15 protein-coding genes are annotated in these 22,797 nt (G+C 53.3%); 2 read left to right on the top strand and 13 right to left on the bottom strand.

What is annotated here, in order from left to right; genetic code table 11:
* Positions 1-87 precede the first annotated feature (87 nt).
* Positions 88-1,791, bottom strand: a complete 1,704-nt coding sequence (locus IE065_RS12170; RefSeq protein ID WP_189515445.1) for a glycoside hydrolase family 2 protein — start codon at positions 1,789-1,791, stop codon at positions 88-90.
* Positions 1,792-1,928: 137 nt separating this feature from the next.
* On the opposite strand from IE065_RS12170, the gene IE065_RS12165 reads away from it, so the two are divergent.
* Positions 1,929-3,308, top strand: a complete 1,380-nt coding sequence (locus tag IE065_RS12165; RefSeq protein WP_189515443.1) for a sulfatase-like hydrolase/transferase — start codon at positions 1,929-1,931, stop codon at positions 3,306-3,308.
* A 146-nt stretch (positions 3,309-3,454) separates the two neighbouring features.
* Complete coding sequence (locus IE065_RS12160) at positions 3,455-4,162, top strand: carbonic anhydrase (protein WP_189515441.1); 708 nt, start codon at positions 3,455-3,457, stop codon at positions 4,160-4,162.
* 190 nt (positions 4,163-4,352) lie between these two features.
* Here the strand turns inward: IE065_RS12160 and IE065_RS12155 are convergent, their stop codons facing one another.
* From IE065_RS12155 to IE065_RS12100, 12 genes are all read right to left on the bottom strand, one after another.
* The gene (locus IE065_RS12155) at positions 4,353-7,448 is read right to left on the bottom strand and encodes an efflux RND transporter permease subunit (RefSeq protein WP_189515439.1); all 3,096 of its coding nucleotides are present in this window, start codon (positions 7,446-7,448) and stop codon (positions 4,353-4,355) included.
* 15 nt (positions 7,449-7,463) lie between these two features.
* Positions 7,464-8,522: an efflux RND transporter periplasmic adaptor subunit gene (locus tag IE065_RS12150; protein WP_229792108.1), complete on the bottom strand. Its 1,059-nt coding sequence runs from the start codon at positions 8,520-8,522 to the stop codon at positions 7,464-7,466.
* 16 nt (positions 8,523-8,538) lie between these two features.
* Positions 8,539-9,735, bottom strand: coding sequence for a TolC family protein (locus IE065_RS12145; RefSeq protein ID WP_189515436.1), 1,197 nt, complete (start codon positions 9,733-9,735; stop codon positions 8,539-8,541).
* A gap of 147 nt (positions 9,736-9,882) precedes the next feature.
* Entirely contained in the window at positions 9,883-10,278 is a 396-nt protein-coding gene (locus tag IE065_RS12140) for a hypothetical protein (protein ID WP_189515434.1), read from the bottom strand.
* Positions 10,279-10,465: 187 nt separating this feature from the next.
* Positions 10,466-12,244, bottom strand: a complete 1,779-nt coding sequence (locus IE065_RS12135) for a sulfite reductase subunit alpha (RefSeq protein ID WP_189515432.1) — start codon at positions 12,242-12,244, stop codon at positions 10,466-10,468.
* Entirely contained in the window at positions 12,231-13,997 is a 1,767-nt protein-coding gene (locus IE065_RS12130; protein ID WP_189515430.1) for a NirA family protein, read from the bottom strand. Before IE065_RS12130 ends, IE065_RS12135 begins: the two co-directional genes overlap by 14 nt.
* 27 nt (positions 13,998-14,024) lie before the next feature.
* The gene (locus IE065_RS12125; protein WP_189515428.1) at positions 14,025-16,241 is read right to left on the bottom strand and encodes a molybdopterin oxidoreductase family protein; all 2,217 of its coding nucleotides are present in this window, start codon (positions 16,239-16,241) and stop codon (positions 14,025-14,027) included.
* Positions 16,238-17,791, bottom strand: coding sequence for a DmsC/YnfH family molybdoenzyme membrane anchor subunit (locus IE065_RS12120; RefSeq protein ID WP_189515426.1), 1,554 nt, complete (start codon positions 17,789-17,791; stop codon positions 16,238-16,240). Before IE065_RS12120 ends, IE065_RS12125 begins: the two co-directional genes overlap by 4 nt.
* 18 nt (positions 17,792-17,809) lie before the next feature.
* A complete protein-coding gene (locus tag IE065_RS12115; RefSeq protein ID WP_189515420.1) occupies positions 17,810-18,661 on the bottom strand; it encodes an ABC transporter ATP-binding protein in 852 nt (283 codons plus the stop codon).
* A gap of 40 nt (positions 18,662-18,701) precedes the next feature.
* A complete protein-coding gene (locus IE065_RS12110; RefSeq protein ID WP_189515418.1) occupies positions 18,702-19,547 on the bottom strand; it encodes an ABC transporter ATP-binding protein in 846 nt (281 codons plus the stop codon).
* A gap of 34 nt (positions 19,548-19,581) precedes the next feature.
* The gene (locus IE065_RS12105; protein WP_189515416.1) at positions 19,582-21,144 is read right to left on the bottom strand and encodes an ABC transporter permease subunit; all 1,563 of its coding nucleotides are present in this window, start codon (positions 21,142-21,144) and stop codon (positions 19,582-19,584) included.
* Positions 21,145-21,232: 88 nt separating this feature from the next.
* A complete protein-coding gene (locus IE065_RS12100; protein WP_189515414.1) occupies positions 21,233-22,594 on the bottom strand; it encodes a CmpA/NrtA family ABC transporter substrate-binding protein in 1,362 nt (453 codons plus the stop codon).
* Positions 22,595-22,797: the final 203 nt, after the last annotated feature.

Here is a 22,797-nt window from a genome sequence, read left to right as displayed (position 1 = left end):
ATTCGTTGGCCCAAAGTAGCGCCTTCAGGCCATCGAAGCGTTCCCGTTGAGATGGCTTAATGAAAGCCAGTGCGATAATTTGATCGATCAGTCTCTTCCGAGGAAAATATCTTTCACCGCCGCGTGGGCTAGCTTCGGACGGCGGTATTCGTCGAATGTCCCTTTGTTGTTAAAAGTGCGTGGACGACCAATCGAATAGCCTGCGCTGTAGGTGCGGGCGTCGCTAAAATGCCACAGACAGATTCCGCACATACGTGGATTATCCAGCACTGAACGACAGGCCTCAGCCAAAAGGCGCGCCTGATATTGCTCCGTGAAGAAATCTTCGTGCGCATCACGCCAGCCATAGAGTGCCTCGGCCCCAATCTCAGAGACCATCAATGGCTTGTCAGCAAACCCGCGGCTATTAACCGATTCAATGACGGCCTCAATTCTTGGCGCAACCTGAGAAACTGGATCTTCGACGTCCAAAGCACCATACCAGCCCGGATAAATGTTTATGCTGATGATGTCCACGAGGTCTAACATCTTATCGCCCTCAACAAACATGGTAGCAAAGGTGATCAGTCGTGAAGAATCCAAGGCACGCAGCGTCTGAACACTTTCCTCGAAGACCGGACGAGCGTAGTCCTCATTACTACCGCATTCATTCAGGAATCCCCACATGATGATCGACGGATGGTTGAAGCTCATGTCCACCATCGAGCGAAGGGCTTTGTCATGCTGTGCGGCAAAGTCTGGATGCTTGAAAGTCTTTTCTCGCTGCCCCCAGCCAAGATTTTCTTCCCACACGAGCAGGCCAAGTTCATCGCACAAATCGAGGAAACGCTGGTCCTGATGGTAATGCGACCCGCGGACAAAGTTACAGCCCATGCCTTTCATCAAGTGGATGTCCTGGAACATTTGTAGTTCCGGAGTCGTCGGGCCAAAATTCGGGTGGAACTCATGGCGATTGTAGCCACGCAGTTCCAACGGTTCACCGTTCAAAAAGAGATTCTGGCCGCGTGCTTCAATGCGACGAAGGCCAAAGCGGACTTGGGCGTCGTCATAAGCAGCTTCATTTTCGTCAAGTAGCTCGGCGCGGGCGATGTGCAGGTTGGGAGTTGCCGGCGACCAAATGGTCGGATCGGCCACTTTAGTCGTGAAATGGATCTTGCCGGTCGCGTCAGGCTGGCCGACCTCGACGGGGATCGTTTCGCCATCAATGGAGAAATTGAAACGCTGCTTGGCCGCTGCGTTATCCAGATCAAGATCGACGCGAACTTCACCCTCACGATACCCGGGTAGTGGCGTGATATAGAGGCCACGAATCGAGGATCGTTCAACAGGTAAAATGTGGAGCGTAACGCCGCGAGTAATACCGCCGTATTGATAGAAGTCAAAATACTCCTCGTGCATCGGACGCGCCCCGAAATCGAAGCGATTGTCAGCCAATACAATAAGTTCGCGCGATGCATTATCGCTCATCGGAACGGTGACTTTGAACGGCTCGTATCCGCACTTATTTTCGGCACACAGTTGGCCGTCGATGTAGATGCGACCTGTCATCGAGACTGCCTCAAACATCAAATACGCCGGGCTGCCAGCAGGCACTGAGATCGTCGTCCGATAGCAGCCAATACCGCGGTGCTTTGGATACATCGGCAAAGCGTCGAAGGCCATCGGAACCGGAATACGGTCATTGAAGGCAATATCCGCCAGCGTGATAGAATTGAGCGATTCACGGCAGAACGTAAAGTCCCACAGGCCGCTGAGGCTTGTTGTAGAGCGAAGGGTATGTGTTGTGTTCATTAGAAATTTGTGACTTAGTCAACAATCTCACACGTGTAAGTCAATGACTGTATCGCTCAATGACATGTATAAACGGCACGCTTGCCATAATGAACTTGGATCGCCAACCTACGAGACATTCCTCAACAAACTCGCCTATGAAACCCAACGTCATCGTTTTCTTCACCGACCAGCAACGCTGGGACACCCTCGGCCTCAATGGCTGTCGGGCAGGTCTCACTCCAAACTTTGATCGTTTCGCACGGCAAGGAACCTTTTTTAAGCATGGCGTAACACCACAACCGGTTTGCGGCCCAGCGCGCAGTTGCCTCCAAACTGGACAATATGCAACAACGACAAAATGCTTTGCCAACGGCATAGATCTGAACGACGACTCTCCAAAGCTTGCAGAGTTATTCAGTGGAGCAGGTTACCGGACGGCATACTTCGGCAAGTGGCATCTTTCAAACAGTACCGGAAAACAAGCCGTTCCCAAAGAAAAACGCGCAGGTTATCAGGACTGGCTCGCGGCCAACACCATCGAAACCACCAGCGGCCCTTACTCAGCTCGCCTCTGGGACGTGAATGACAATGAAGTCCAACTGCCCGGCTATCGCTCCGATGCACAAACAGATGCTATGATTCGCTATATTGGCGAACACGCTGCCAAACCAGATGAATCGCGTCAGCCTTTCCTCCTCTTTCACTCCTATATTGAGCCGCATCACCAGAACACGGATGACTCCTACCCTGCCCCTCATGGCTATACGGAGCAATACCGTGATACGCCACTGCCGCCCGACCTCCAAAGCCTGACCGGTAGTGCGCCGGAACACTGGGCTGGCTACTGTGGCATGATCAAACGGCTTGATGAAGCCCTCGGGCGACTAATGGACTCCTTGGAATCCACTGGCTTAGCCGAAAACACCATTGTGGCTTTTATCAGCGACCACGGTTGCCATTTCAAAACCCGTAATTCGGAATACAAACGCAGCCCGCATGAGTCGTCTATCCGTGTGCCCTTTGCGATTTGGGGACCGAAATGGAACGGCGGCGGCGAGCGGCTAGAATCGGCTAGCTTAGTCGACCTGATGCCCACGTTACTCGACAGTGCAGACATCGCCATTCCAGAGGGTGTGGAAGGCCGTTCGCTACTTCCGTTAGCTCGAAATGATAACACCAATTGGCCCGAGGAAACCTTTATCCAGTTTGGCGATAACTTCATGCCTCCAGGCCGCGCAATTCGTACCAATCGCTGGAAATACGCTGTTACTGCACCCGATGACTCTAAGGGCCAACCGAATGCCAGCATTTATCAAGAAACCCATCTCTATGATCTCCAAACGGACTCATATGAGCTGGCAAACCTTGTGGACAAGAAAAGCCATGCGCCAGTCCGAGCGGCAATGCGTGAGCGCCTAATGCGCTACCTACGTGATATTGAAGGCCAATCTCCCACCATCGAACAAGCAGAATCAGGTAATGGCGGTGCGCAACTCACCATCGAATATCCTAACTCGATAACGGTCAGCTACTAAACTGCTTTGGTTTTTTGACAGACTTAATAAACCACAATAATCTGTGCAGTGAACCAATCGACATGAACACAGTGCCTAATGACATTGAGCCGATTTGCTGCTTCACCACTCACTGATTCTAAAGATCAATCATACTACTGACATCGATGACATCTGAAACTCCATCATCTGCTCTGCAAAAAATGCTGGCAGATAACCAAACGTTTGCCGAAGACCTTCCGCCGGATGAATTCGACCACATCCAACATGAGCAGAACCCCTACATCACGGTGCTTACCTGCTGTGACTCACGTGTGCGAATCCGGGCCTTCCTCGCTGACGAGCAACCATCCGATGACGTCTTTGTTATCCGCAACATCGGCAACCAATTAGCCGCCACCTGCGGCTCTGTAGACTTTGGCGTACGTCACCTCCATACGCCCCTGCTCCTCATTCTCGGCCATACCCGGTGCGGTGCGATCAAAGCAGCCTGCTCCGACTATCGCGGCGAATCCCTCCACTTGGTCCAAGAGCTCAACGGCCTTCACCTGCCAGTGCGTGACATCGATCCCAACGGTGATCCCGAAATAGAATGGCTCCGCGCCGTCGAGCGCAATGTCCACTATCAATGTGATTTGGCCATGCAACGTTATCGAGAGAAAGTCGCTGATGGCTCCTTGGCCATTGTGGGCTGTGTCTATGATTTCGCCAACCTCTATCAGCGGGGCATTGGACGTATTATCCTACTCAACGTAAATGGAGAATCGGGCCCCGACATCAGCCGCGACTCGCCGCTGCTGGCACCTCTTTCCAAGGAGATGCTCGATTTATCGCTTGTAAGAAATCCAATCACTTCTGCTTCAAAGTCAACCTAGACCAAAGAGCGATTGCATTGATCACATACAGCGAAACGGTGCTCTCTCTGGGTTACGATCTGTAGGCCATTAAATATGGTGTCACTCTCCGCTGCTATGAGAACGCTACGCTTGCGCCTTTCGAACGTAAGCGCAGCATCAAAAAAAACGCAATTCTCGATTTTGGATCAGGTAAAAATCGCCTTTTATCCTAGATTCGATTTGTACGGGAAAACCACGGATACAGCGCGGGCACGACGAGTAGTGTCAGAATCGTTGAAGAGACAAGTCCGCCAATGACCACCGTCGCCAAGGGGCGTTGCACCTCGCTGCCCGAGCCATCGGCCATCAGCAGCGGGATCAGCCCCAACGCCGTTGTCGCCGCAGTCATCAGCACCGGACGCAAACGTAGGCACGCACCATGAATACTCGCCTCCACCACTGGCATACCGTCAGAGATCAGTTGATTCAGGCAGGTGACGAGCACCATGCCGTTACCCAACGCAATACCGAATAAAGCGATGAAGCCAACACTCGCCGGCACAGACAAATTTTCTCCGGCCAACCAAAGTGCAACCACGCCACCAACCAGCGCCAGCGGTATATTCAAAAGGATCAACGCCGTATTTTTGATCGAGCCTAGGCTCAAGTAAAGCATGATCGCAATCAAGGCCAACGTAACCGGAACAACCACAATCAAGCGTTTGTTGGCCTCCTGTTGGAGCTCAAATTGCCCGCCCCAGGTCAACACGTAACCTGTCGGCAGCGTCACGGATTTATCCAGCGCCTTTTGCGCTTCGGCAACGAAACTGCCAATGTCGCGGTCCACCACGTTGGCTTGGACTTCGATGTAGCGCTGGCTGTTCTCACGAATAATCTGTCGCGGTCCAACGACCTCTTCGATCTCCGCAATCTCATCCAGCGGAATCAACGCGCCATCAGGCGAGCGCACGATCAACTGGCCCAAGTCCTCCACCGTATCACGCGCTTGCTCCTGATAGCGCACGTAAATGTCGTAGCGCTGGACGCCTTCGAATACTTGCCCCGCTGCCACACCACCCACGGCGGCCTCGATCAGCTCTTGGACTTCGGCAAGGTTCATGCCGAATCGCGCAATCGCAGCGCGGTCTGGACGGACCACAATTTGCGGCGAACCAGTCACTTGGCCGGGTTGGACATCTGCCGCGCCGGAGATGTCGGAGACCACCGCCGCAATTTCGTCAGCCTTGGTTTTCAGGATATCCAAATCGGGCCCGAATAACTTGATCGCCAGTTCGGCCTTCGACCCGCCCACGAGCTCATCCACGGTCAGTTGAATGGGCTGCGTCATGTTCGCCAGTACGCCGGGCATGTCCTCCAACGCCTCACGCATTTCATGCTCGATATCCGCCTGCTTCACACCCGCTCGCCATTCATTGGATGGCTTAAGGACGACCATCATGTGCACGGAGTTGATGGGGTCAGCGTGCGCGCCAACTTCGCCGCGCCCAATCCGCGAATGCGTCGAGACGACTTCAGGAATCTGCATGATGCGCTTTTCCGCGAGCATCGTGTTGCGTTTGGTTTCCTCCAACGACACCGAGGGTGCCATCGATAAATTCGCAATGATCGCCCCTTCTTCCAAGCGAGGCGTGAACTCAGAGCCCAGTTGTGGAAAAACCCATGCGCCCAGCCCAAGCAAGGCAAATGCAATCACGATTGCCGCCAAACGAAGCCGCACGAAAAACGAAACGATCGGCCGATAAATGGCCACGAGCACCCGCACGATCAGGATTTCCTTAACCTCAGCCGAGTCGTCTTTCCGCTTGGGTTTTCCCATAAAAACCCAGGCGTAAACGGGTGCCGCAAGCACCGCGTAAAGCAACGAACCCAACATCGCCAGCGACACCGTGTAAGCCAGCGGGCGGAACGTTTTGCCTTCAACTCCTTGTAATGTAAAGAGCGGCAGGAACACGAGGATCACGATCAGGATCGAGAAACTCAGTGGTTTCACGACTTCACTACAAGCGCGGGAAATCACCTGCGCCTTGGTTTCATCACCGTGCGCGGAGCGCAGCATGCGGTCGGTGTTTTCCGTCATCACGATGGCCCCGTCAACCATCATACCGATCGCAATCGCCAGACCGCCCAGCGACATCAAGTTCGCTGAGATGCCGAAAAAATGCATGGCAGTCGTCGCAAAGAGCACCGAAAACGGGATCGATAACGCAACCACCACACTCGGGCGAAACCCGCCCACGAAAACCAGCAAAACCAGCGCCACCAGCACGATGCCCTGCGTCAGCGCAGACGTCACCGTGTTGACCGAATTCTGCACGAGTGTTTTCTGCTCATAGTAAGGTTTGATAATCACGCCTTCGGGCAATGCGGCTTGAATCTCCACCAGCTTCGCTTCGACGGCGTCGATCACGGTCGACGAGTTCGTGCCGTAGAGCTTCACGACCATCCCGGACACGACCTCACGTTCGCCGTTCATTGTCTCAAGCCCTTGGCGAATTTCGCCGCCAATCTCGATGGCGGCCACGTCGCCGAGTAGCACAGGAGTGCCATCCTCATGCGCTACGACGATGGTTTCTAGGTCTTCAATTCGCTGCGCCAATCCCTCCGAACGGACAATGAACATCTCACCGTTGCGTTCAATAAATTGCCCGCCAACGTTCTGGTTATTCGCCTCAATCCGCTCAATAACTTCGTGTAAGGTAAGGCCGTAACGCAGCAAAGCATCAGGGTTGATATTAACCTGAAATTGCTTCACGAAGCCGCCAATACCGAGCACCTCGGTAACACCAGGCACAGTCTGCAAGTTGAACTTCACAATCCAATCCTGCATGGTACGCAGTTCTTCAAGTGAATACTCACCGCTTTCATCAATCAAATTATAATAAAGAACAAGGCCTTGGCCGGTTGAGATCGGCCCCATCTCAGGCTCGCCAAATCCTTCGGGGATCGCCTCGCGTGCTTCAGACAAACGCTCTCCGACGACTTGGCGGGCAAAGTAAATATCCACGCCATCCTCGAAATACACGCTAACTACCGATAGTCCGAAGTTCGATACTGATCGTGTCTCCTTTACCTTGGGCAGGCCGCTCATCGCGGCCTCTACTGGGAAAGTTACGAACTTCTCCACTTCCTCCGGCCCTAGGCCATCGGTCACCGTAAAGACCTGCACAAGCACTGGCGATACATCAGGAAACGCATCCACCGGCAACTGTTCATAACTCCAATAACCGCCCGCCATCACCGCAAGGGTGAGCAGCACAACGATCAACTTATTGCGGAGAACCGCATCGATTAATTTCGTCCACATGGTTGTTATCTCCACTTAATGAGCATGACCTTCGTGGCCACCGAAGGACGCCTTACCCAGCTCTGCCTTCAGCGAGATCGGGTTTTTCGTCGCGATAGTTTCACCGAGTTTGAGCCCACTCAGGACTTCAAAAAACTGCGCATCGCTGTGACCGAGCACAACTGGTCGCGGTTCGAACCCCTCCGCTGTTTGCACGAAAACGACCTTCGCTCCTTCGTGCGTAAGCACCGCGGTGCGTGGCACGATCATGGCCGCCTGATGCTCATCGACCGCCACGTTTCCTTTGATAAATTGGCCGGGTTTCCAATCCCGCTGATGATTTTCGACAATGACTCGGGCAAGCCCTGTGCGCGTATGCTCGTCTACTGTTGGCGCAATGTAAGCGATCTTGCCGCGAAATGGCTTCAGGTTATGACCACCGTCAATAAGTACACTTTGCCCTTTTTCAATCTTGGCCATATCGCGTTGGTAAATGCGTAAATCCGCCCAAACGGTCGACAGATTGGCAATGGTGTAAAGCGGCGTGCCGGCCTCAACAGTTTGCCCCGGCGTCACGTCATAGTTAACGATCGTTCCATCAATCGGGGCCTTGAGGTCAAAGGGCCGCAGCGTGTCCGTGCTTTCCAGTGTGGCGATTACTTGACCAGCCTCCACGTGATCGGCTAGGCGTGCATTGATCTTAGTCAGCACGCCATTGTAGCGCGGCGTCGCATATGCCAACGCCTCTCGGTTAAACTGAATTTCCCCCGGCAAAATGATCTCCTCGTGCAACACTCCTGGGCCAACCTTGCTCAACACTACACCAAACTCCTGTAGGACAGCGGGCGACACGCGAGCAGCGTGATCGGCATGATCCTCGTGGCCATGATCATCGTGGGTATCTTGATCGGCAGACTTGGCGGCGTATTCCTCATGGCCGTGATCCTTGTGATCATCATGGGCCGCTGGCTCCTTTTTAGCAGCATGATCGTGCTCATCGGCGGCTTGTGTTACAGAGCTGATAAAAATGCTGAATACCAGCACTTGAAAGAAACGTTGTCGCGTAAAGTGAATAGAGAAAGGTTTCATTGTCATTGAAGGATTAACGTTATTAATTAAGTTTCGCCGGGCGCGTCAGGGCATCGAGTTGAGCCTTGGCCTCAGCATAGCGCCTCAGGGCGTTCAGATATGTCTCGCGAATATCAAAGAGCATCTCGCGACTTTCCAACACAGCGAGCTGGTTGTATTGCCCACGTTCGTATCCAGTCTGAGTATCAGTCAGACTTTGCTGTGCGGCTTCGAGTAGTTCACTTTGCACGGCAAAGGCTTCCGCGTGTGCGGCCGTTAATGCCTGATAGGCACCACTGACACTCTTCAGCAATGCCCGTCGCGTGACCTCTCGTTCGTGCTCAACAGCACGTAACTGAGCCCGCGCCGTGCGGATATTCCCTTGATTGCGATCGAAAACCGGTATTGGAATTTCAAAACCAGCAATGAAGCCAAAGTCGCCGTCTCCCTCATTGAAGTAGCGCCCACCAGCAAAGATTTCCAAGTCCGGTGCCGCGTTCGACTTTTCCAAGTCCAATACAGCTTCGCGAGTACGCGCCAAAGCAGCGTATTGCGCGAGCATCGCGGTCTCAGACAATCGGCCAAGGATCTCGCGTAATACTGGCAGCTCAGGCTCTAATTGAATTTCGCCATCAACGGTGAATTCCGGAGCGGGCGCGAGCCCCCATAAGACCGCAAGCGCCGTCCGCGTTGCCAGCAAGTCGCGCTCAGCCTGTCCCAAGGCGAAACGCTGTTTGCGTATCTCTAGCTCCGCCCTAGTCTGCTCAAGCAATGGCACCCTCGCCGCTTCGACGAGTCGAGTCGTTTCCCTTGCGCTTTCTTCGGCCAACGCTAACTGCTCTTGACGCAACTCCATCGTCTCTTGAGCAAGCAACAACTGGACAAAACTTGTGCGTACGTCGGCCTCAATTCCGGCTATGATCAACTCATACCGCCAATCGACAAGCTCACGTTCACGGCGAGCTAGCGTAGTGCGGCGCTGCTGTTTTCCCGCCGTCTCAATGACCTGGCTGGCGGCGAATGTTACCTCAATGCCTTCCGCTCCATCAACCGGACCGGATCCCCAGAAGTTCTCCATGTCGAAGCCGAAAATGGGATTAGGCGGGAGGTCTGCCTGCTCGATCTGTCCTTCCGCAGCCTCCGCTTCCTCCCGGGCTAAGGCGACTCGAGGGTCGCGCGCCACAGCCCATTGCACAGCGGTCGCGTAGTTTACCGGATGCGAAAAATCCGGTGGTTCCATCTGGGCGAATAACGCTCCTACGGGAGCTAGAATAAAAAGACAATTTCTTAAAAATGAGTACATGATAAATCCTGATGCGTTGAGTTAAAATGCCAGCCGAGGCTAGCAATCAACCGGCGAAAATCCGCCGATAACTACATCAGGATTTTACAAACGCAGTACCGTCGTCTGTACGACGAGAATCGATTGCGCCAGGGCCAGCGGTGGCCCACGATTTGGCAAGCACTTGATCCACACGCCCTCAAATCGTGGAAGGTGCTCAGGCACGAGACCAGTAAGGGCGCATTGCGATGCCATCAGCACGAGTCGTTCATGCCGCGATGATGTTAACAGATCAACACCAGCTAACTCAAAATCATCGCAATGGCTAAAGAACGCAGTTTCTGCTTCATTTTCCCCATGACAATCAACCATGTATTCACCCACCAAATGGGCGTCACCATCATGATGACTACAAAGCAGCAAATCGCCTGCACCGCCGAGGACGGTGTTCCAGACGATGAAGCTGAACAGCATAAAGCTGATGATGCGCTGGCGAAGCATGATGTGATTGATCAGACACTGACACGCATGAGTCAAGTAAGTTCAATCAAATCGATCTCTCTGATATAAGTTTTCCCGACTCACGCAATCCAATAGAGGTTCGCTTATCGCAACAGCGCACCAGTCTAGATACACATCTACCATCGCCTTAAGCTGCAGTATTTGCTTCAAAGAAGACCGACATTTTTTAGTAAACGTCACGCACATAGCGCTTCTGCTTCCGTAAATCATCGATGTAAGCGGCGGCCTCTTCTTCAGTCTTACGACCCACAGTCTTGACGATCTCGTGCAGAGCGGCGTCTACATCTTTAGCCATGCGAGAGGCGTCACCGCACACATAAAAGTGCCCACCCTCTTCGAGCCAAGTAAACAACTCCTCTCCCTGCTGAATCATAAGATGCTGCACATAAAATTTCTCAGCACTATCCCGTGAAAAGGCTAGATCGAGACGATGCAACTTTTCCGCTTCTTTAAGTTCGTTGAGCTGATCTTCATAGAGGAAGTCGAATGCGCTCTTCTGGTCACCAAAGAACAGCCAGTTCTTTCCCGGCGCATCGACCGCGTGTCGTTCTTCCAAGAAGGCACGAAACGGGGCAATGCCCGTGCCCGGCCCGACCATAATCATGGGGCGATTCGGGTCGGCAGGCGGCTTGAAATGTTTATTGGGGTGGACATACACCCGAACCGGCGTCCCGGCAGGCAGGTCTGCCAGAAAGGTCGAGCAGACACCTTTGCGCGACCGACCATGTGTTTCGTACCGCACCGCACCAACGGTCAGGTGAACATGCCCTGGATGCGCCTTCGGGCTGGAAGAAATCGAATACAGACGCGGGGCCAGCTTCTTGAACATATCGATAAACTCCGCCGCCGAACTCCACTTACCTGGAAAGTCGACTAGCGGGTCAATGATCTGGCGTCCCTTGATGTATTCGTCTATGTTGCCGTTGCCATCCGCAAGTAGCTTATTGAGTTTCTCATGGTTGGAAAATGGTGCCAGATTCGCCAGAAATAGCTTGGACAAATTGGTGATGTCATAGTGCTCGGCGAGCGCTAAACGTAGCGCGACCTCCGCCCCGTCCATTCCTGGAACAGCCTCCTCACCGTCAAAACCAGTGAGGGCAAGCAACTCCTCGACCAAATCCGTGCAATTGACCGGGAACACGCCCAATGCATCGCCGGCCTCGTATTCCAAACCAGAGCCTTCCAAGCAAATTTCCACATGGCGGGTTTCTTTAGCCGAGCCAACCTTGTTCAGGTTGTAGTTCGAAAGTAGTTTGGCGGGAAATGGATTTTTGCGGCTATGACCAGCAGGCGCTTCAACAGCTACTGGAGCTACAGTTTGACTTTGCGTTGCAGAGCTCGTGGTAGCAGTGACGTCTCCTGCAGCGGCCAGTGTGCCCGTGAGCCACGCCTCGAAGTCGTCGTCGAAATCAACATCGCAGTAGACGCCATCGTGCATACGCTGGGCACCTAACTCGGCTAGACGGACGTCAAACTGCTTCGCGCACTCATTGAAATCTGGATAATTGGAGTCGCCCAGACCCAGCACCGAGAAGTGAACATTCTCTAACTTCGGCGCGGCATCAGACAAGAGAAATGCGTGCAGCTCCATGGCGTTGTCGGGTGGTTCACCCTCGCCATAAGTCGACGTGATGATCAATAGGTTCTGCTCTGCCGCAAGATTTTCCTTCGGGTAGGCTTCCATATCGAAGACCGTCGTCTGAAAGCCCTGCACGTTTGCCTTCTTGGCAGCCTGCTTAGCCACAGACTCGGCGTTGCCTGTCTGCGAGCCAAAGAGGATCGTGAGTGGCCGCGCCGGTGCGGAGTCTTCCGCGAAGTCCGACATCGCAGGCGAGCTGGAGAACATGCCAGCAAGCAAGCCGTTGAGGTAAGCTCGCTGATCCGGCGAGAAAGGTGCGTTGTCCGGTAAAAACGGAAATAAAGCCTGAGGGTTAGTTGAGGACATGGTCAGTAAAGATTTGCTTGAGTTCTTCAGTGGTGTGACGACGCGTGAATTCAAGGAAGCTTTCGTCCTCAACACGCGACTGCATGTAGGTTTTCAGAACGCGCTCCAGCAGTGGAGGCACGTCCGCAAAAGGCACGCTTGGGAAAACTTCTTGGCCAATTCCCTGCTCGTTATCAACGCCGCCACCCAAAACAATGTGATATCCTTCGACGGACTCGCCATCCACTTTGACTTTCACGCCTTGCAGACCAATGTCCCCCACGTAGTGCTGAGCGCAGGAGTTCGGGCAGCCGGTAAGGTGAATATTAATGGGCTGGTCGAGATTGACAGTTGAGCGTAGGTGCTCGCCGAGCAGCAGTGACTGCGCCTTGGTGGCGGACGCCGCAAATTTACAACCAGCACTGCCCGTGCAGGCAACCAGACCGTTGGTAATCGGGTCGTGGGTGTAATCAAAACCCATTGCGCGAAGCTCTTCCGTAAAAGCGTCGAGGCTCTCCGTAGGGATGTGTGGGATGATTAAATTCTGCCAGACGGTCAGCCGGATTTCGCCCTTGCCATACTTGGCGGCCAGCCTTGCGGTGCCTTTCATCTGGTCAGGCGTCATATGGCCCACTGGCACCGTGATGCCGACATAGTTGAGCCCTGCCTGTTTTTGCGGATAAACGCCGATGTAGCCGTGGCGAGTGATCGGATGGCGAGGCTCACAGCTTTGCAGTGCAAAGTAACGTAGTTCAAAGGCGAGCTTCTTGCCCACCTCTTCCAAATACTTCTCAACACCCCATTTATCGACGAGGTACTTCAGGCGTGCCTTCTTCCGGTTCGTGCGATCACCGTGCTCCTGAAAAACACGAAGCATCGCAGCGGCGACCGCCACGCATTCGTTCGCCTTGAGCAGAAGCCCGCAGTCCGTAGCGAATTGCTTATGGCCCGTGATGCCGCAAAGTTGCACTCGAAAGTAAACGCCGGGTTCGACATCCTGCCCTTCACCGACTCGCACCGCGTAGAACGCAATGTCATTGGTGTCAGCGCAAACGCTAATCGCGCCCCCATTATCAAAGGCGATATTGAACTTACGCGGTAGGTCATAAAGATCACGATTATTAAGGATGTAATGATGCATCGCCTTGGCCAGTGGCAGCACGTCAGTTAGCTCAAGAGCATCGAAGCCACTCGTGGGCGATGCGGTAATATTACGCACGTTGTCTGCGCCTGATCCTTGAGCCGTCAGACCAACTTCGCGCATTTTCACCAGCACATCGACGCTGTACTTGGGCATAATTTCACGTATCTGAAAATTTCCACGCGTGGTAATATGAGCGTACCCCCCTCCCCAATCTTCCGCAATCTCCGCCAGGCCAATCATCTGCTCCGAGCGCAATACACAACCAGGAATGCGGCAGCGCAGCATCATGGATTCTTGAGCTGGCGTCACAAAGAACAAACCATGAAACTTGTAGCGAAACACGTCTCCGCCTTCGGGGAATTTATTCTTGGCGGCGTTGTCAAGCATCTTGTCCCACACGTCGAGGCCATTCTGTTCATACTTGATTTTCTCTTCCTTACAAAGGTCATCAATTGGCGTACCATGGACGGTCTCCTCGATCATGTTGCCTCCGGCTGAGGAGTTGGGATCGTTGGTATATTGCCCATTGGCAGTCTGTCCGACGAAGAATTGTCCACGCTGGGACACTCCGGCGAAAAAGCCTTGTAGATACTGCTTCTGAACCGTGCTAAATTCCTGATTCGAGCTCATGATTGTCAGTCGTTAAATTTGAAAATTTCAGGCCTTGCAGACCTGCACCGCACAAGCCTTGTAATTTGGCTGGCGCGACTGCGGATCGAAGGATGAATGCGTGAGTTGGTTCACCTCGCGATAATGCATAGGAGCAAATATCGAGCCTACTGGCGTAATTGGCGTGAGGTGAGCGGAGGCAGTGATTTCGCCTCGTCGGGAGCTGATGACCACCTTGCTTTCGGACTCTATACCGAGGCGCTCCGCATCTTTGGGATTGATTTCTATATAGCTTTTCGCGGGATAAAGTTTGCGCAAAACGTCGGACTTTCCAGTGCGTGTCTGCGTGTGCCATTGCGACGAAGAACCGCGACCAGTGAGTAGCGTAAAAGGATACTCTACGTCGGTCGCTTCGGGCAGTTTGCGAGGCGCTTCAAAGATCAATTTTGCTCGGCCACTCGGATAGAAAAATTGACCATCGGCGAAGAGGCGGCGCTGCGTGTCAAATGCTTCTGTGCCTTCGGGTAAAGGCCATTGAATGCCCCCCTCCGACTCGATCATGGCGTAGTCTTTGATGCCCGAAATATCGCAAGGCTGGCCTTTAGAAACCTCGGTTAAAATCTTAAACACCGCCTCGGGCGAGTTCCAACGATTAAACAATTCCCCACAGCCCCAGTAATGCGCCACGAGTTGAAAGATGTGAAAATCCGCCAAGGCCTGCCCAGGTGCGCGACTGACTTTGCGCGTCCGGCCAATGCGTCGCTCGCTATTAATGAAGGTGCCTTCCTTCTCACCCCAACCTGCAGCAGGCAAGACGAGATCAGCCATCTGCGCTGTTTCTGAAGTGTGATACATGTCTTGCACCACCATGAAATCCAGTTGTTCACGGAGCTTGTTCCAGCGGTTCTGGTTAATCCAAGAGTGCGCAGTATTGGTTGCAATAATCCAGAGACCCTTGATCTCACCGCGTTCCACGCCTTCCAGAATTTCATCGTATGCCCAAGAGTCTTCTTGCGGGATGCAGTCTTCCTCAATGCCAAGTATCCCTGCTATTTTTGAGCGATCTTTAGCGAGGGTAAACTTGTGGCCACCGAGCAAGTTTGTCGAATTGCTGAACAAGCGCGAACCCATGGCGTTACACTGACCAGTGATCGAGTTAGCGCCCGTACCGGGCTTGCCAATATTGCCGGTTAACAGCGCCAAGTTAATGATCGCTTGGGCGACCCGGGTACCTTCGTAGCTTTGGTTGACGCCCATCGTCCACCATAGGGAAACGCGCTTACCGCTACCTATCATGCGTGCGACCTCGAAGATCGCGCCTTGATCCAGTCCAGACAATTCCGCCACGGTAGCAAGATCGTATGGTCCGTTGAGGAGGAACTCTTTCAGTTCTGAAAAACCTTCGGTGTGCGCCTGGATAAAGTCGTTGTCCAACCAGTCGTTCTCAACCAACAAACGGGCAAAGCAATAGAGCAGCGCCAAGTCAGACTTCGGACGCAGCGGCAAGTGCTTGGTTGCCGCCATTGCTGTTTCCGTGCGACGCGGATCGAGGACGATGATCTCAGGATTACGGCGATTACGCATGACGCGCTGCCACATGATCGGGTGCGTGATACAAAGGTTCGAGCCGACAAAAACCAGCACGTCCGACTCTTCAAAATCTTGGTAGGTGTAGGGCGGCGCGTCGAAGCCAAACGATTCTTTATACGCCGCCACTGCTGTCGCCATGCACTGACGAGTGTTGCCATCTCCGTGAATCATGCCCATGCCAAATTTGCACAGTGCACCGAGGAAAGCCATTTCCTCAGAGGGAATTTGCCCAGTGCTGAGCCAGGAAAGTGCGCGTCCACCATGGCGCTGTTTGATCGACTTAAAGCGCGTGATCATCTCCAGCATTGCCTCTTCCCAAGTAATCGGGTTCAGTTTGCCGGAAGCATCACGGAGTAGCGGGGTCGTAGCGCGATCCGTTGCCTTAAGCGGTGCGAGGGACTCCCATCCTTTCGGACAAGCCATGCCAAGGTTTACGGGATAATTTGCGTCCGCCGAAAGGTTGAACGCCTCGCTGTCCTTCAAGTGCACTTTTAACGAACAGCCCGTTGCGCAATAGCCGCAGACACTTTCCGTAGTAGCATCGGGCTGTTGCGGGTTAGGTAATTGACCAAGGCCGAACTCCGCCGGACGCAAAACAATCTCTTCGGTCAACGGGCCCGTCCATTGGCGAAATGGCGTGTTCTTATCCGAGCGTGGAGTTAAGCGAGTCTTCATGGGCGGATACCTCCTGGCATTTTCGGTGCTGCGACTGCGCGGAAGAATAGGTAGCGCTCGGAAACTTCACCGCCAATGAGCAACAAAGCACCGCCAATGGCGAAAGCTGAGAGCGGTGACAACGCCACCATGACGGTGCCCGCTACCGTGAGGAGCCAACGCGATATGAAGACCTTGCGTTCGCACTTCATTTGGATCAGCGCGGAATGCTTGTCGGGGGAAAAGTCTGCATTGAAAATCTCGATCATGCCCACGACATCAACAGCCACTTTGGCGATTAAGCCCAAGCCAAGTAAAAGGATCGCCGAGAGCCCGACACCGAACACACAACCACCCGCGCCAAGAGCAATCATCGTAGACCCGAAGAATCGAGAGGCCGTCAGCTGAAAGCGCCAAAACGGACGTGGCGTGTCCGCGTAGATCATCACCGATGTGAAGACGCCAGCGAGACCGATCAAGACGGGCAGCCAGACGGCCGCAGTGGGTAACTCTATCGGCAGAGATATAAATTGAGCAGCAGTTAGGCCGATCAAGATGGGTGCGTAACCACCAAAAGTCACGATCTCACGACTAAGCCAGGAATGCATAATTCCTAGAAAGGCGCGCCAGGCTTTAAGCGGTTGTCCCAAGTGCAAAGCACTTGCACCAAGGCCCATCATGCAGATCACACTGGAGACGAGCAAAAGGAAACGTTGGTGTGCGGGCCAAAGCGCGGCAGCTATTGTAAGGCCAACCGAAATTTGTGTGAGGCTCAGCATGATAACCAGCGGCCAATGTGCATGCTGCGGGCGAAGAACAGTGGCATCGCCAGCTACAGCGTTTTGCGGAATATGTTTGACCGAAACATAAGCAGTCGTCGGCTTCGTGAAAGACTGGTGCGGCGAAGCAGGCAAAAACGCAGGGGTATTTGCTTCTTCAGCTTTGCGTTGTACCGCATCCTTATTGACGGTGACAATACGGATTGCCTCCGTCGGGCAGGACTGCACGCAAGCCGGAGCTTCGCCAACCGAAAGGCGGCTGTAGCACATATCGCACTTGCGGACGATTCCCAACCGCTTGCTGTATTTCGGCACATCGTAAGGGCACTTGAGGACGCAGTACTGGCAGCCGATGCATTGGTCGTCCAAGTGCAGCACGATGCCAGTAACCGAATCTTTTTCGTATGCATTGACTGGGCAACCATTCAGGCAACCAGGGTCAGCGCAATGGTGGCATGCGGTGGTAACCGTCTGCTGATAAGCCTCACCTTCGACAAGCCCTTGAATCAACCCGACATCGCGCCAAGTTTCATTTTCCTCCAGTCCATTTAAGCTGTGGCAGCCAGCAACGCAGGCTTTGCAGCCAGTGCAACGATCGAGGTCGACTTCGAAGGCAAACTGTTCGTCTGCCTTCGGATTCTCCAAAGGAATCAGCTCACGGAACGGACCGCTCACGTCCCCCGCATCATAGCGCCGAGAGAAGTCGGCTACGGGCGTTTGCAAGCGCCCCTGTTCACGAAGGAGCCGATCGATCGGAGTACCCTCGCTCGATGACTGCAGTTCAGAGATCATGAATAGTTACTCTGATAGTTACCCAACTTGGACAACGGCCGGTTCGGTGGGCTGATCAAAACGGATTGGACCCTTGCCATGTTTCTCGGCTTCGCAGTCGTCGAGGAATTGCAGGAGTCGTTGGCGATACTGGTAGAACTCGTCCGTCTCCATGATTTCCTCACGGTTGCGGGGGCGTTCGAAATCAATCGACATTACTTGCCCTACCCGCGCATGCGGCCCATTAGTCATCATGCAAATACGGTCGCACATGAAGATGGCTTCGTCTGGATCGTGCGTGATGATCATCGTGGTAATTTTCTCGCGATCAAGAATGCCCAAGATAACGTCCTGCAGTTCCATACGAGTCAGCGAGTCGAGACGGCCAAAGGGCTCGTCAAGCAGCAACACCTTGGGCTTGAGCGCAATGGCGCGGGCGATGCCAACTCGTTGCTGCATACCGCCAGACATTTCCCGCGGATACTTGTGCATGGCGTCGGCTAGGCCAACGACACTTAACGAGTATTCCACGATAACGCGGCGTTGCTGCTTGGAGGCATGTGGATAGACCTGCTTCACGCCCATCATGACGTTCTGAAAAGTCGTCATCCAAGGCAGGAGGCAAGGTGCTTGGAACACGACTGCACGGTCGGGCCCTGGGCCATCGATTTCCTTACCCGCAACGACGATGCCGCCGTCGGAGATTTCATTGAGACCAGCGACCATCGTTAGCACGGTGGATTTACCGCAACCGGAGTGTCCAATGACTCCGATGACTTCGCCTTTTTGCATGGTCAGGTTAAAACCATCAACAACCCGGATTTCCTCACCGAATGGATTTGGATAGGCTTTTACCAAGTTGGAAATTTCTACGTATCTGTTGTCAATCATAGTGTGTCAGCGTTGATGATTGAATAGGTTGGAGCCGCGATTAAGCGGCGGTAAAATCGAAGGGTTTCACGTCCGGCATGGAAAGGCCTCGGTCGACGCGGAGCATCTTGGCTTCCTTGTTCATAGCGGTCATGAAGTGGATAATCTCATTGCGGAGCTTCTTAAACTCCGGGTTGGTGTTGAGCGATGTGCGGTCCCGTGGGCGTGGTAGCGTAACGGGGAACGACTCGGCTAACGTCGCTGCTGGGCCCATCGTCAAGGGCACTATACGGTCAGCCAGCAGAACGGCTTCGTCCACGTCGTTAGTGATCATCACCACCGTACGTTTGTCCTCCTCCCAGATTCGGACGAGTTCGTCTTGCAGGTTGGCGCGGGTCAAGGCGTCCAGTGCACTTAACGGTTCGTCCATGATCAACACTTCAGGCTGCATACAAAGCGTTCGTGCGAGAGATACGCGTTGGCGCATCCCACCGGAGAGTTCGCCTGGCTTTTTATCGCGGGCAGGCGTCAAGCTCACCATTTCGATATAGCGCTCGATATGTTCCTTCCGCTGGGCCTTGCTATATTCTGGGAAGACCTTCTTAGCAGCCAGCTCGATGTTGCCGTAAACCGATAGCCACGGCAGCAGGGAGTAGTTCTGGAAGACAATGCCCAGATGAGGACCGGGCCGGGTAATTTCTTTACCCTTAAGCTTGATCACTCCCTTATCAGGCCGCAAAAGGCCAGTCAGCATTGAAACCAACGTGCTCTTGCCGCTACCGGAAAAACCGATCACAGCGATGAATTCATTCTCCTCAACCGAGAGAGATGCGTCGCGCAAGACTTCGGTCCGAAAGCCTTCCAGACCGAAGCCCACGCTGACATTTTCCATTTCCAGGAAAGACATAAATTGAAGTGTTAAAGTTGCTCTGGATTGCAGATTATATAGCAGTTGGTGCGCCATCGAAGGAGACCGAGCGCTGGAGCACGATCATGATGCGGTCGAGCAAGAGCCCGATAACGCCCACCACAAAGACCACCACGAACATCTGGGCAAAAGTCTGTGAAGAGCCGTTGTTGAACATATCCCAGACGAACTTGCCAATGCCTTCACTGGAGCAAAGCAGCTCTGCGGCGATGAGCACCATCCAGCCCACACCTAGCGAAATGCGCAATCCGGCGAAGATAAGCGGCAGTGCGGATGGCAGGACGATTTTGAACAATCGGCTGAAGAAACCCAAGCGCAGCACGCGGGCCACGTTGATGTGGTCCTTCTCCACTGAAGCTACGCCGAGAGCAGTATTGACCAAAGTTGGCCACAGTGAGCAGAGCGCCACCGTGATCGCGGAGGACAGGAACGCGGGGTGGACGAACGCGGTTTCCGGATCGGAAATGAAGCCACCTACGATGATGAAAACAATCGGCAACCAAACTATCGGTGAGACTGGTTTGAACAGCGCAATGAGTGGTGTGAGCGCGGCCATAAACACGCGGCTGATACCACAAAGAACACCGAGTGGAATCGCGATGGCTGAGCCAATAAAGAAGCCGACAAAAACGCAGGCGACGCTACGTACGATTTGCCGAGGAAAAGTCCAGGGCCGAGAGTAAGAACTCTCGGCAATACGCGCGATAGACTCTTCTTGCTTGAGCACCTTCTCAGCCGCCTTCAAGGTCGCCTTGCCCCCCTCAGCGGTTAAAAATGCTGATTGCAGATCGACAAGCTCGGATTGTCCTTCGCTGATTTTCACCGACTGGTTGCCCTCGGTCAGGTAATCCAAACGCTTGCTTAGATATTGCAGCTCTTCCTCGTAGGCGTTGTATTGAATGCGAACACTTTCCATCTCCGGGAATTTATCCGCATAGGCAGCGTCGATCGTGGACTTAAAATCTTTCAACGCCTGCTTCTCAGTCCCCGACTTGACTTCGTGTTCAGAAACCTTGGCAAGGAAGGCATCACGGGCCTTGGCATCTCCGATCGGCAGTGAATCGGCCTGAGCAATCAACGCCTCCTCGCGTGCTTTTTCGTCGGCACGGGTTTGCTTACGCAAGGCATTATACTTCTCTTGGAGCGGGCCAACTTGCTGATCGATTTGTGACTTGGATGCTGTTTCTAATTCACCAAGCTTCGTGCGAGCAGCCGAGGCGAGTGGCGTCAGTTCTGCAATTCTCGCTTGGACTCCAGCTAAAGCCTTTTCCCGGGCAGGACCTTCGAGCAGAAAGTCCTCAGCTTTCTGGTTCTCACGCACATGGAAAACCCAGATACCATCAGCAGCATTTTTCACGACACCAGGCGTGGGCACTTCTCCAGCTTTGGTTGTGTGACGCGGTGCCAGATAGGTCCAGATGCCGATGAAGATAAGAAAAGTGATTATCGGAATGCCGATAAACAGCAGGATTTTACGGAACTGCTCAGGTGGATTTTCGCCGCAAATAAGGCGGACGACTGGATCGAAGACTTGTAGGCCTGCGACATCGAGTGCTTTTAGAATTTTGAATTTCATGGAAACGGTCAGCGTTTTATGTGAAATGTCAGGTCAAGGGCCCGGCGGCAGAATGAAACCAACCGCCAGGCTTGGACTATACGGGAAGTTAGTTAGCGGTCAGTCCGGCTGGATCCTTGTTGCCAATTTTATGCGAGTTCAAGTAGCCGATCGGGTCGTGAGCATCATAGACAACGCCGTCAATAAATTCGTCCGTGGCAGGTTTGAAACCATCGCTATCCCACGGCACTTCGGATTTCTCGATGAGACCCTCCTCTAGGAGGAGCTTGGCGGCGTGCAAGTAGATGTCGGGCTTGTAGACCTTCATCACCGTTTCAAGATACCAAGTCGGCGACTTGGCCTCGTTGATTTGGCCCCACCGACGCATTTGCGTGAGAAACCAGATGCCATCACTATACCACGGAAATGTGGCGTAATCATCAAAGAATACATTGAACTCCGGCATCGAGCGTACATCGCTCTTTTGGAAAGTGAACGAGCCTGTCATCGAGCTTTTGATCACGTCATAGTCTGCCCCCACATAATTGGGCTGAGACAAAATGCGGACCGCCTCTTCACGGTTGACAAAATTACCGCTGGCGTCCTTTTCATCCAACCATTTACCCGCGCGGATCAGCGCCTTCACAACAGCGACATGGGTGTTTGGATTGGCATCAGACCATTCCTGAGTTACGCCGAAAACTTTTTCCGGATTGTTCTTCCAGATATCGTAATTAGTGGTGACGGGCACACCGATTCCTTTGACGACGGCCTGTTGGTTCCAAGGCTCACCAACGCAATATCCCTGAATATTTCCGGCTTCGAGCACGGTTGGCATCATAGGGGGGGGGGTCACCGACAGCTCGACTTCCGCATCCGTGCGACCGCCAGTGTCACTTTCGGTATACATTCCAGGATTGATGCCCGAGGCAGCCAACCAATAACGGAGTTCGTAATTGTGCGTGGATACCGGGAATACCATACCCATCTGGAGTTTCTCGCCGGCATCGAGTTTTTCTTTAACAATCGGCTTGAGCGAGTCGGCGGAAATTGGGTGCTTCGGCGTAGGTGTATCGAGGGCCGGATCGTTATACTGCATTTCCTCCCAAATCGAGTTGGAAACGGTGATGCCGTTACCGTTTAGATCCATCGTGAAGGCGGTGATGACATTGGCTTGAGTGCCGATGCCAATCGTAGCAGCAATGGGCTGGCCCGAGAGCATGTGCGCACCGTCTAGGTTTCCATTAATGACATTATCGAGCAGCGTTTTCCAGTTTGGCTGAGCAATGACTTCGGCCTGAATGCCTTCGTCTTCGAAAAAGCCTTTTTCCTTGGCAATGACGAGCGGTGCGCAGTCCGTCAGTTTAATAAAGCCGAACTTGAGCTCATCCTTCTCCAAGTCGAGATCGGCGTAGGCCGGAGATAAACTCAGAGCGAGCGCAGCGGCTGTGTTAACAATAATGCGTTTCATATGCGTTTTTGAGTGGAAGGTGTGCAGATAGTATTTGCGTTCGTCCCCTTACATTGCACTGCACATGCCAAATTGGATTTGTGAGCCCAAATCCACAGGTGATAAAAATCATGCCACTCATGAATTTTATTCATTTATTCAAAATCTAGGCATAAACGTTATGCATGAATGCCTGTGTTTTGTTTTCAGCACATTGATGAAAG

This window comes from Cerasicoccus arenae (assembly GCF_014651635.1).
Taxonomy (GTDB): Bacteria; Verrucomicrobiota; Verrucomicrobiia; order Opitutales; family Cerasicoccaceae; genus Cerasicoccus; species Cerasicoccus arenae.
The sequence above is the reverse complement of the archived record's forward strand: the minus strand, read 5'-3'. Positions and strand labels throughout refer to the sequence as shown.